At 36.7% G+C, this 13,313-nt stretch carries 7 protein-coding genes; 1 reads left to right on the forward strand and 6 read right to left on the reverse strand.

Features of this window, described 5'->3' with window-relative positions; translation table 11 throughout:
* Positions 1-78: 78 nt before the first annotated feature.
* The 6 genes from IPI15_RS13445 to IPI15_RS13470 all read right to left on the reverse strand — a co-directional run bounded on the left by IPI15_RS13445 (position 79) and on the right by IPI15_RS13470 (position 11,844).
* Positions 79-1,464 carry an alpha-amylase family glycosyl hydrolase gene (locus IPI15_RS13445; protein WP_287420685.1) on the reverse strand — a complete coding sequence of 462 codons (1,386 nt, stop codon included), beginning with the start codon at positions 1,462-1,464 and terminating at the stop codon, positions 79-81.
* 213 nt (positions 1,465-1,677) lie between these two features.
* Entirely contained in the window at positions 1,678-3,996 is a 2,319-nt protein-coding gene (locus IPI15_RS13450; protein ID WP_287420687.1) for a family 65 glycosyl hydrolase domain-containing protein, read from the reverse strand.
* A 120-nt stretch (positions 3,997-4,116) separates the two neighbouring features.
* Positions 4,117-4,794 (reverse strand): beta-phosphoglucomutase, encoded by a 678-nt coding sequence (pgmB, locus tag IPI15_RS13455; protein WP_287420689.1) that lies wholly within the window; start codon positions 4,792-4,794, stop codon positions 4,117-4,119.
* Positions 4,795-5,469: 675 nt separating this feature from the next.
* Complete coding sequence (nadC, locus tag IPI15_RS13460) at positions 5,470-6,321, reverse strand: carboxylating nicotinate-nucleotide diphosphorylase (RefSeq protein WP_287420690.1); 852 nt, start codon at positions 6,319-6,321, stop codon at positions 5,470-5,472.
* Between the two features lie 79 nt (positions 6,322-6,400).
* The gene (locus tag IPI15_RS13465) at positions 6,401-9,376 is read right to left on the reverse strand and encodes a M1 family metallopeptidase (RefSeq protein ID WP_287420692.1); all 2,976 of its coding nucleotides are present in this window, start codon (positions 9,374-9,376) and stop codon (positions 6,401-6,403) included.
* A gap of 1,229 nt (positions 9,377-10,605) precedes the next feature.
* The gene (locus IPI15_RS13470; protein ID WP_287420694.1) at positions 10,606-11,844 is read right to left on the reverse strand and encodes an N-acetylmuramoyl-L-alanine amidase; all 1,239 of its coding nucleotides are present in this window, start codon (positions 11,842-11,844) and stop codon (positions 10,606-10,608) included.
* A gap of 169 nt (positions 11,845-12,013) precedes the next feature.
* On the opposite strand from IPI15_RS13470, the gene IPI15_RS13475 reads away from it, so the two are divergent.
* On the forward strand, positions 12,014-13,282 hold the full coding sequence (locus IPI15_RS13475; RefSeq protein ID WP_287403297.1) for an arginine deiminase family protein: 1,269 nt from the start codon (positions 12,014-12,016) through the stop codon (positions 13,280-13,282).
* The last annotated feature ends 31 nt before the right edge of the window (positions 13,283-13,313 follow it).

Genomic DNA, 13,313 nt, shown 5'->3' on the forward strand with positions numbered 1-13,313 from the left:
TAAAGTTAGAAGTTAGAAGTTGAAAATTAGAAATCAGAAGTCAGAAATCAGAAGTCAGAAGTTAGAAATTAGACATAATTAATTTTCTTTGATGTAAATTTTGTAATCCCAAGGTCCAAGTGACAATTCACTTGAAGTGTGGAAAATTAGTTTTTTGCCGGTGAAGTAGTCGATGTAGGTTCCTCCTGTGAAGACATTTTTTCCGGAAAATTTCACTTTGGAAGATTTTGAAGAAAGATTAGTTGCAACAAAAATTTCGTTTTCACCATTTTTTCGAACGAACGTCAGGACATCATTCGGTTTGCTATTGTTTATGACTAAAAATTTACCTCCTGAACTGCCATTACCCAATGCTACATTGTCATGTTTCAATGCATTTAATTTGGTATAAAAGTCCTGCATCGGATAATTCTTAAAATCGATCGTGTCTTTTTCGAAAAAGCGCAAAGTCTTATTCAATGTGGCTTCCTGTCCCGAATATATCAAAGGCATTCCCGGCAAGGTATAAGTCAACACGGCAAAAGTCATGTAACCTTTGCCGAATCTGGATCTAATGGTTCCATGCCAGCTATTCTCATCGTGATTGTCGATGAAAAGCATGCGGTATGCATCTTTAGGAAATTTCTTTTGATCTTCGAGAATTAACTTTGTGATTGCTGATGCGGGGGCTTTATCTTTCGCCACTTCAATCATCTTGTGGTGGATTGACCATGCATAAGACATGTGAAAAGCATTGTCATGAAATTGTGGGCTTTCGTCTTCCGCCAACATGAAATACTGCCCTTGTTTATCCAATTGATTTTTAGCATCCTGCCAGAAATCAAGTGGCACAAACCCTGCCACATCACATCTAAATCCATCAACCTTGTGATCCTTTACCCAGAACAACATATCGTTGATCATTTCCTGGCGCATTTCTTTGTAGTTATAATTCAGATCAGCTACATCCGTCCAGTCCGTAAGTTTACCATCATTATCAGCGGGAACAAGGATATTGCCCTGAGCATCCCGGTTATACCATTCAGGATGAGTTTTGGTCCATACATGGTCGAACGATGTGTGATTGGCTACCCAGTCGAGGATGACTTTCATGCCCAATTGATGTGCTTTGGCAATGATGGCGTCCAGATCCGCCATATTTCCGAAATTCGGATTGACAGATTTATAATCGCTAATAGAATAATAGCTACCGAGTCCACCCTTTCGATTTAATTCTCCGATGGGAAATACCGGCATCAACCAAAGGATGTCCACACCCATTTCTCTGAGTCGGGGGAGACTTTTTGCAAAGGCATTGAACGTGCCTTCAGGAGTATATTGTCGGATGTTGACTTCATAAATGTTTGCATTCTGTGACCAGGATGGTGCAGCTTTAGAAATAGAATTCATCTTATCTTGATTCTTTTGAGCGATAATAGAAAAACTAATTAATGTCAATAAAAAGAAAGAAGTTGTCGTTTTCATCCAGTCAAGTTTTAATTTACAATCATGTTTAGGTAGTCAATTATTTTGTTTTTTTATTAATCTTGAATAATTATAAAAATGTTAGAAGGTAGATGGTAGATTTTAGATGGCACTCCATCAATAAAATGAAAAGCATAAATAAATTGACTTAATCCCTTCTGACTTCTACAGATACATAAGTTATACAAATGACTCATAATTCAAATAATTTGGTCAGGCCATGACAGACCTTTTGACAAATTTGGTTGATTGAAGAGATTTCAATTGTATTGTCTCGCCATAAACTTCCACATTCAAGTCATCTCCGTTTAGATTACTAAAAATGATCTCATCTTTTCCAACTTTCACTTCAATCGTGTTCGACCGGAAATTGATCCTGAATGAATAAGAATCCCATTCCTTTGGAAGCATTGGGTAAAAGGAAAGTTTATCACCTTTCAACTGCATTCCCCCAAAACCTTTGACGATGGACAACCACGTGCCTGCCATAGAAGTAATGTGCAATCCGTCCTCTGTGTCATTGTTGTAATTATCAAGGTCAAGTCTAGCAGTCCTTAAGTACATCTCGTATGCCTTGTCGAATTCACCGATTCTTGCAGCAAGGATGGAGTGAACACATGGAGAAAGCGAAGATTCGTGAACAGTGCGTGGTTCATAAAATTCAAAATTGCGTCTGATCGTTTCCGTATCAAATCGTGCTTCGAAGAAATAAATACCCTGAAGTACATCCGCCTGTTTTATATAACACGAACGTAGAATCCTATCCCAGCTCCACTTTTGATTCAACGGGAGGTTGGATGGATCCAAATCCTTCACTAGAATTTGCTCTTTGTCAAGATAACCATCTTGTTGTAAAAATATCTGCCGCGATTCATCGTATGCATAATACATATTGTCTATAATATGCTGCCAATCAACTGTTTCTTTTTCAGAAAATGTTAATTTAGATACTATAGAAGTATAGTGAGCAGGATTTTTAGCCTTTAATTTCTCTATAACTTCAAGTGTATATTCAAGACACCAACATGCCAGGTAACTTGTGTACCAGTTATTGTTGACATTGTTTTCATATTCATTAGGTCCGGTGACACCCAGCATTACATATTTTCCTTTGTCCTCTGACCAGTTGACCCTTTGTTTCCAGAATCTGGCGATACCGATCAATACTTCTATACCATATTCCAGTGCATAGGATTCGTCGCCGGTATAATTTGAGTAATCGTAAATGGCATAAGCAATAGCGCCATTCCTGTGAATTTCCTCGAAGGTGATCTCCCATTCATTGTGACATTCTTCACCATTCATGGTCACCATCGGATACAATGCAGCACCATTATTAAATCCTAATTTAGCGGCGTTTTCAATTGCTTTTTGCAGATGATTATACCTGTATTTGAGCAGATATTCTCCGATGTGGCTGCCGGCTGTAGCCATGTAATATGGCAGACAATAAGCCTCTGTATCCCAATAAGTACTTCCACCATATTTCTCACCGGTGAATCCTTTAGGACCAATGTTCAATAATTCGTGATCACCTGAATAAGTTTGATTTAATTGAAAGATATTGAAGCGAATACCTTGTTGAGCCTTCACATCCCCTTCGATACTGATGTCTGCCTGATCCCAACTTTTTCTCCACCAGGCTATTTGCAGATCGCTTAATTCATCATATCCTAGATTTATGATCTCATCAAGATTATCCAGGGATTTAGCTTTGAGATCAGCATCAGGATAGAAAAATGAGGTGCAGATAGAAACATATTTTTCGATCATTATCTCATCACCATTGGATAAATAGGTGGAATAAAGAGCAGAAAAATTACTAGGAGTTTGGTTTGAAAATTCCCCTTTGACTTGCTGGCCATTGACTCTGACATTATGCGTGCAAGATGCCGCAATATTGAAAGAAGTTTTTTTGGTGGTAGAAGTCACTAAACCTGCTGATTCTCTTATTTCTGAATTGAAATTTTCCCAAAAGCTGTCGCCATAGTTTGTATCCTGATTTAAGACATTTGCTTCAATACCTGAAGTAATGGTAAAGTCAACATCTCCTTCCTCTACTTTTAATCTATATCTCAAAAGAGCTGAGTCAGGATGTGATTTTGAATAAAATCTTTCAGAATTCACACTGACTAAAATATCATCGGTCAATTGAATTTTAAAAGATCTTGAAAGTAGTCCTTTCTCCATGTCCAATTCACCACAATAATCAAGGGGAGTTAATTTGGCTAAATCAAGAACCGTTTCATCCAAAAGGATGTGAAGTCCGAGCCAATTGACAGAATTGAGCACCTTGGCAAAGTATTCAGGATAGCCATTTTTCCACCAACCAACTCTCGTTTTATCAGGATAATAAACGCCTGCCAGATAAGATCCGACTAAGGTCTCACCGCTGTAGGTTTCTTCGAAATTAGCTCTCTGACCCATTCTACCATTGCCTATGCTAAGTAAAGATTCGGTGACCATATTGTCTCCTGTACTAAAATCAGTTTCTATAATCTTCCAGGGGTGTGCTTCTACGTATTGCTTCATTGTGAATTTCTATTTTTTGAATTTCATAAAACCGAAAGCATTTTACTTTTCTTTCAGTTTGAAATTTATATTTTACATGGACGCTCCTTTATTTCAAGATTTTCGTCATTTATTTTTTGATCAGGACCTGTTCTTTTGGATCAATGAAATTACAAGTTCCATATCCACTTCACCCAATGAGGTATAAACAAATGCAGCATCCGGCAATGCGCCTTCAGGTCCAATACCAATAGCTGTCATACCACCAGATAGTGCCGCTTCGATGCCAACGCCTGCATCTTCGAATACAGCAATGCTCGAAGGTAAAAGATCCAATCCTGAAGCCCCCTTTAAGAAAACTTCAGGGTCCGGCTTGTTATTAGTCAGTGCGTGACCATCCACAATGACATCAAAAAGACCTGTGATGCCCAATTGTTTCAGGACTGGCAGTGCATTTTTTGATGCTGAGCCAAGACCGATTTTTATTCCTTTCTCTTGGGCCCGTTCGATAAAATCAATGGCTCCTGGGAGAGCATCGTTTGCTGTAAGCGTTGAAGTCAATTCAGTGTACCAGGCATTTTTCCTGGCAGCTGCTTCTAGCTTTTCATTATGAGAAAGTGTCATGCCACCCCATCCTAATATTCTATCAAGTGAATCCATTCGGCCTACGCCTTTAAGTTCTTCATTCTGAGTTTCAGTAAAGTCAAAACCGAGGCTGTTAGCCAGTTTTCGCCATGCTTTATAATGTAAAACTGCAGTGTCAACGATGACACCATCCAAATCAAAAAGAAAGCCTATTTGATCAATTTCATCCTCCATAAATATTACGCTGTTTTGCTGTATAGCTAAGGTATAAATAAAATAAACATAATGCGTAAAAAGTACACAATAAAGTTAGATATCAAAAGTCAGAGGTCAGAAGTCAGTGTGAAATTGGACAGATTCAAAAAGATTAGATGGTATGACGAAATAGTAAATGGTTGATAATTTTAATATAAGTGCGTCCACCCCCTCGGCCCCCTCCAAAGGGGGACATACGTTTCGATCATATATTGTTTTATTAATAGAGGCAATTCGTTAAACATGTACCTTATTGCTTTTTAAATAAAATAATGTTAGGAAGATGTCCCGCTTTGGAGGGGGTTGGGGGTGGACTTGGGTGCCACAACAAGTTAATTTGAAATAATGAAAAGGCCTTTAAAACCGAATATCTAAATAGGAGTCTTTTGATAAATATCAGAAAATAGCTAATAAAAAACTTTTGCTTCGAAAATCTAATAAATAAGTAAAAGAGAAAGTAGTGCATTGAAATTAAAACGACGTAGTTAAAACTGCGCCTAACAAAGAAATAAAATTAATATAAGTGTGTCCACCCCCTTGGCCCCCTCCGAAGGTGGACATACGTTAGCCTCACACTTTGGATAATATATAAAGGCAATCCATTAAAGTTGAACCTTATTGCTTTTTAAATAAAATAATATTAGAATGATGTCCCTAGCTCCCCTTCTGTATCTTAAAACTTATATCCAAAGAGGTGGAAGAATGTGTCAGCGAACCAACAGAAACAAAGTCAACACCCGTGGAAGCTATGCTCCTCACTGTATTTAACTTAACACCTCCTGATGCTTCTGTCTCAAATCTTCCATCGACAAGGGCCACAGCAACAGATAATGTCGGAATTTCAAAATTATCAAACATAATTCTTGTGATGCCCCCTATTTCTAAAACTTGTTGAATCTCGTCCAAATTGCGGACTTCCACAGTGATACCAAGCTCCAAATTATTAGCTTTTAAGTATTCATGCGTTCTTTCTATTGCTGCTTTGATGCTTCCTGCTGCATCAATGTGATTGTCTTTGATCATGATCCAATCATACAATCCATCTCTGTAATTATTGCAACCACCAATTCTAACTGCCCATTTCTCAAAATAACGTATTAGAGGTGTCGTCTTCCTGGTATCAAGAATTTTAACAGGAAGATCAATAACTTCCTGAGCAAATCTCCTACTTAGTGTAGTGATACCGCTCATGCGCTGCATCATATTGAGCAAGAGTCTTTCTCCCATAAGCAGTGCTCTCGTGTTGCCTTTGACCGTCATTATAATATCACCGTAGACTACTTCATTGCCATCTTTAATGTGAACCTCTATCTCTGCTTTTGGATCTACATGAAGTAAAATCAAACATGCTAATTCAACACCGGAAATAACCCCATTGTCTTTGACCAATAATTTTGCCACACTGGTATCATCAGCGGGAATACAAGCCAAACTAGTATGGTCGAATCCATGTGTATCTTCATAAAGGCCTTTTTCTATAAAATCGTTAATTATATTCTGATCCATTTATTTAATTTAATAGTGATGAATGAAAAATGCCAGGTACTAGACATTAGAGTCTAGAGTCCAGAATCTAGTGTCTGAGTTATTCTATTCTTAGTAACATATTGGGTGCTTTAACCCAATTTATTTTATTTAAATTGTGAGAGAAGGTAATTGTTTTCAAAAATTTACCTCCTAATACTGTTTCTTTATATTCTTTAAATTCATCACTCATCACCAAAGGTATGTGAACTGTAAAGAAGTCTTTGATAGTCAATTCAATACCAGCTTCATACAAGATTTTCTTTTTTTCTTTAAAAATGAAATTATCTCCTCCAAATGTGGAAATATCAAAGAATAATCTGATCGGTATTTTTCCCAAAGGTAAGTCTGTTTTCAAGTTTAAACTTAGTAAGAAATCATCGTTGAATCCCGCCTGATTAGAATTCTGAAGTAATGGAGACTTGAATCCACCTTCATTAATACTTATTTGTCTTGACCAAAGTCCAGAATTTTCATTTCTACCGATGAAGGTTTCATCATAAAAATAATCATTCGAACCAGAATAGGTATTAGCTAATTGATATCTGTAATAGTCAAAATATTGATCACTTAATTTAAAGAATTTACCCGCATAAGCTCTGGCATAAAAAGCTTTTCCCTTTAAACTATAATTAAATTTATAATTGGCAGTAGCAGATATTTTGGCGAAAGTTTTGCCCAACTGACCTTCAAAACGGACATTATATGGATTAATTAGGCGGCTATCTCTTATGTTGTATGAAAGTTTTCCGTAAATGTTATTTTCTCTATTACCGACTTCAGGAACAGTGAAGAGAGAATCATATTTGAAATCCTGCTCTGTAATATAGTAACCCTTCAGTGAAATACTATGTGAAACAGAACTTCTATATGAAGGTCTTCTAAAATTAAAGACTACCTCAGGTGCGACTTTTTGATAATTCAATGATGTCTTCTCAAAACCAGGAATATAACTTCTAGAGAATCCGTAGGATTTCAGATAAAGAAAGAAGTCGATATTTTCGATGATGCTGTTAGTTAGATGTTTCGTATAATTAAATGTCGCATGACCAACCAGGTTCTTACTTCTGGTGCCAAACATTGGAGCTATTATAAATTTGAATGGATTCTCAGGGACTGAAACATTATGCAAAATAGCACCAACCATGATTCCATCATACCTGTTAAGTCCTGCGAATGGAGAGATCCAAATAGTCTTTTGTTTTGAATAATTAATTCCACCAAAGGCATTTACTCCGTAATATTTTTTATTGAAATTGTTTTTCAGGTTGATATCAGGAATGTCATTGCTTATGAAAACCGATTTATAGGAAGTTACATTCTTAAAGCTGATATTTTGCTCTTTAAGAAATGGAGCGGACCATTGACTCATTGTATCGCCTGCAGAGCTAATAACATTAACAAGAACAGGAAGAATAATACCCGTTTTGTTTTCAATTTTCACCATCAGTGAGTCATTTAATACTTCAACTTTATTTATTGCAAAATCAACTCCTTCCGGACGTGCCATTAATTCAAAAAACCAACTTATGTCTTTTGGACTTTTTTCGCGAAAGATCTTTTCAAAATCCTCCGGTTGCGGATGCTTAAATTTCCAGGTAGAAAAATACTTACGCATCGCACTATCAAAATTCTCGGTGCCCATGTATTTTTCCAAATAAACAAGATATTGAGGAACCTTGTAATAGATATCAACACCATAATTCATGTAAGGTAGATCCTGACTCGCTGTCGTGGCGGGATATAACGAATGAGCTGCACCAAAAACAGATAGTCCTATAGAGTTATCACTTGCCCCACCAGCTTTTTTATATGAAGGTGGTGGTGGATAGATCTTTGTTTCATAGTAACTATTAATCCCTTCGTCCATCCATGGATATGAGCGTTCATTGCTGCCCAATATTCCATAGAACCAGTTGTGACCCACCTCATGAATGATGACGGAGTGCAATGTTTCCACATCGCCTACCGCATCTATCACTGTGACAGTTGGGTATTCCATACCTCCCCCGGCTTTCAAACTCCCTTCAACAACCTTAGCAGTACTGTAAGGATAAGGTCCGACGAGCGTTCCATAACCCCGGATGGTAGTTTTAATGTCATCTACAGAGTTCTTCCAGATCTCCCAATCTGAAGGCAGAAAACAGCTATAAGCAGTAACCACATGATCAGTGCCGGGCGCTAGGACAGTATCCATTCTAACGACCCACTTCTTACTGGCGAACCATGCAAAATCGTGAATCTGCTGCTCTCTAAATGTAATGGTTTTAAAAATAGCATCAGAGACAGGTACTTTCTTCATGGCAGCGAGACTCGCTGAATCATGTTGAATTTTTGCAAGATCTTCCAACCATTTATTCTCAGATGCTTCCTGAATATCACCTGTTCCCATCACTATGTAATTAGCAGGGAGTGTTATGCTAACTTTATAATCACCAAATTCACTGTAAAATTCTCCCTGATCTAGATATGGAATGGGGTGCCAACCTTTGGCGTCATAAACGGCAGGTTTAGGGAACCATTGAGATATTTGGTAATCTTGCCCATCGTGACCTAGTCTTGAGAAGACAATTGGTATTTTTACTCTAAAATCAGTGCTAAGATTGATCGATTTTCCGGGAAATAATTTTTCTGGTAGAATGACTTTTATGATATCAATTTCTTTAGTTTTCTGAATTTCAGCTGAGATATATTTTCCATTTGTTTCTACCTTGAAATCAAGGCTATCGATGTATCCTTTTGATTTCTTGTCCGCGTAAAAAAAAGTTGTTTGTCTGTTTTCTAGCGCTTGAATAGCATATGCTGATTGATCACTTTTGTAGGCATTGGGGTACAAATGGAAATAAATAAAAGTAAGAGTGTCTGGCGAATTGTTCTGGTAATGTATATGTAAGCTGCCATGCAATAGGTGTTTGATATCATCGAGTCGCACTGATATATCATTGTCAACTTTCTGCTGCCAATAATTTTTTTGAGCATATGATTGATTAAGGCAAAGTATGAAAGCAAAAAAAAGCAAGAGTCGTAAAGTTCGCATAGACTAAATTTTAATCAAACATAGGAAATTTTGAGAGATGTTTGGGGTTTGTTATTTGAAGTTTGATCAAAATTAAGTTGGTGTTTTCAAATCAGAAAAGACGTTTATGGATGAATTTATTCAACCCACTCTGGGGTTGGGAGTTTGATGCTTCCTAACCCGGGTTGCACCCGGGACTATTGTTGTTCAACCCCATCCGGGGTTTTGGGAAGATTTTATCGCAGTGGATGTAATAGGAATTTCTATGTTGAATTAACAAGAGAAATAACTTACAATTAATTGTCAAAACAATCAAAGACTCCCTACCCCCCTCAAAAGGCTAGGGTTTGTACATAAGTATTTTTTCAATAAAAGGCTTAATTAGAAAATTAATATAATTGTTTGTTATTGAGATACTTATAAGCAAAATGAATTTTGCAGACACCCGAACGTAGGTTAACCTACACTCAGCACTTCATAGCGAATGCTGTACAATATTTAAAGTTAAAGCTTAGATCGTGAGGCTCGGCGTAGGTTAACCTACGTCGTTGTGTCACCAAAGTTTACTTTGAAAAATAAAAAAAGATGTGTATAAACCCTAGCCTCAAAAGGGCGAAATCTACTCAACATCATTTGCTTTTCATGTTTTCACATTTTGCCTCATTAGGATATTCTTTTCATTTTGGAAGCAAAGTATTCTTTGTGAATTGATTTACAACTTCTAATTTCACACTGAGTCATTAAATCATTTTCAGCAATTTCAATTAAAATGTTGGAACATTAGTAAGTCAAAAATAACAATTAACAACTAACAACTAATAACTAATAACTAATAACTAATAACTAATAACTAACAATTAAATGCCCTTATTTGGTACAACTAACCATCGGAGTTTCATTCTAATTTCTAACTCCTAACTTCTAATTTCTATCCTCGCAACTTTAGTAATTCACAAATAACAACTCACAATTATCAATTAAACAAAATGTGTCGTTTTGCTACCACAGATTCGTTTATTTGGGGTAAGATTTAGGGAAACACATATGGATATAGACCACATAGGCCTAAGTATTTCTGGGCAATTAGGGTCAATTCAACTGGTGTCCTAGTGTTGAACAAAAAATAACAATTAACAACTAACAATTAATTGCCTTTATCTGATACCCCCAACCATCGGAGTTTCATTCTAATTTCTAATTTCTAACTTCTAATTTCTATCGTCTGAACTTCAGTAATTCACAAATAACAACTAATAACTAACAATTAATTTAACAACTTTTTGGAATTTCTTATCATACAGTTTTAAAAAATAAATACCACTTCTTTGGGCATCAATGTTAATCATTTGCATATTGCCTATTTGACCACTTTTAATTAATTGACCGGTTGAATTAATTAGTTGATAATTATAGGTTATATTATCATCCATTCTAATTTGAAATTGTCCAGTAGATGGATTTGGTAAAATTTGGATGACATTATTTTCTGAAAGATCCTTTGTCGAAAGTGGCGCACATTGGGTCAAATTATCTGCTATTTTTAATCTTAAAATTGGGAGTTGATCGAAAAGTAATTGACCGGGACATTCTGTAGCACAACCATTTCTATGACCTGCCAATACCGGCAATAAGTCACTGTTGATAGTATCCGGGTGGTGCAAAGAGTCCAAAGGATTCATTTCATCTTTGAACATTTTCCAGGTCAATAAACGCTCAAGAGCATTTACTGCACGAGCGTCAGGAGCTTCTTCTTCAAAACTGCCGATGACACAAATACCCATGGTGTAGCTATTTTTTCCGCAGAAGTGCGCACCAAAAACGTTATCTTGCTCTATACCGGGCTTCTCAGGATCTCTTCCGGCGAATACTGTTCCATCATGACCTATTAAAAAATTATACCCAATATCATCCCAACCATTAACTTCTTTGTGCTGAATATAAAATGCCCGGACGAGATTGACGGAATTTGTATCGCCATTATTGGAAGCAGAATGATGAACAATGCAATGTCTGGTCGGAGTTGATGTCCTACCTGGCACAGGTGGTTCAAGCCCTTTACGCCAGACACTTTGAGGTACAAAAGGTGGTTCTTCACAATTAAGGTCTCCCTCACGCTGTGAGTTATTGAGTGAAATAGGTGGAACGTATTGATATACAGCTGTTATAGCTGAAACAGAAGTGGGAAAGAAAAGAGTATATTCATTCACTGCTTTATTAAGATAAATGAGATTGGATTGAATTCGATCTTCCACGTGCTCATCTTGTGTCACTTCCATTTTTTTGCCATCAGCACTGATAAAATATAGCCCAACAGGAAATGCATCTTTAAAAATGAGCGTCAACCCATTGAAAATATCATCTGTTCTAAAGTTAGTTACTCTACTTTCAGTAGTCAAATCCTGCTGCCAGATCTTCACTTTTTGCGAAAATCCCTGACTGCCAATGATTAAAAACAACAAAGAAAGAAGGTATAAACTACGGTATTTCATAAAGATATTAGTTAATAACATTGATGAACATTTAATGAAGCTAAGCAGTTCATTTATAATAAAATTATTAGAAAATCTACACAATAACAAAAGGTGTATAAATTAGTGCCTTCATTTTAGCCTTCAAAGTAAATTTGATTACATTTGCACACAAAGATTTCTATATTTTATGAGTTTATCGAAGATATTTTGCACCTCGGAGATCGGGTTGCTTAAAAAAGTGATTGTACACCGCCCTGATATGGGTATCAGTCGTATCAGTCCAAAAGACGCAGAAGAACTATTATTTGACGACATAGTCTTCCTTCCCCAAATGCAAAAAGAGCATGATATTTTTACCGATGTGCTCAAAGCTTTTATCGGAGATGAAAATGTATTGTTCATTGCTGATTTATTGGAAGAATCGCTCACAGCGGATGAGATTAAAAAAGCAGAATTGATCCGCATGATCGTAGACTATGAAGAATTGCCGGCTTCTTTTGGAAATATTTTCCACAGGCTTGACAATAAAAAACTGGCTGAAGTCCTCATCACAGGTTATTATGAAGAGGAAGATCATTACTTCTTTGACCCTATTCCAAACTTTATTTTCACAAGAGATATAGCAGTTGTCGTCAAAGATCACGTCATCATTACAAAGGCAGCAAAGGAGGCTCGATTCCGTGAAAATTTCCTTGCGAGATTTATATTTTGGGCACATCCTTTATTCCAGGAATTGCAGGATGAAGGCCGGGTGATTAACCTCAATTGGCTTGAAAGCTTTCCTCCATCAAAGAAAGGAGAATGGGTCAATCTTGAAGGGGGCGACACCATGATGTTTGAAAATGAATTTTTATTAATTGGACATAGTGAAAGAACCACGGAGCATGCTATTAAATCATTGGCAAAGGTGGTATTGGAAAAAGGGTTGGTCAAACATGTTGTTCAGGTCAACATTCCTTATGACAGGTCTTGCATGCACATAGATACCGTATTTACCAGGATAAATCATGATCATGTCGTAGCGTTCAAACCAATGATCTATGACGGCATATCTTCCAATGTAGAAATGTTTTCACATGATGGTAGTAAAAAGACATATCCTTCACTTAAGGACTTTATTTTGGCAGAAATCAATCCAAATATGAAGTTTATCTTTTCAGGAGGAGGTGAATCTCCATACCAAGAGCGTGAACAATGGACAGATGGATGCAATCTGGTAGCTATTAAACCGGGAGTAGCATTGACCTATGATAGAAACCCAATTACTGAGCAGGCATTCAGAGATATCGGATATGAGGTGATTCATGCAACAGATTTTTTAGAACAATTCAAAGCAGGTAAGTTAGATCCTTCCACGATAGAAAATACTATTATTACTTTACCATCTAATGAGCTTTCAAGAGCCAGAGGAGGTTCTCATTGTATGACTTGTCCATTGGAGAGAGCACCGCTTTAATCCAAGAGGAAATGCATATTTATATTATTAA

Origin of the sequence: Candidatus Brachybacter algidus, assembly GCF_016707225.1 — a bacterium.
Classification (GTDB): domain Bacteria; phylum Bacteroidota; class Bacteroidia; order Chitinophagales; family Saprospiraceae; genus Parvibacillus; species Parvibacillus algidus.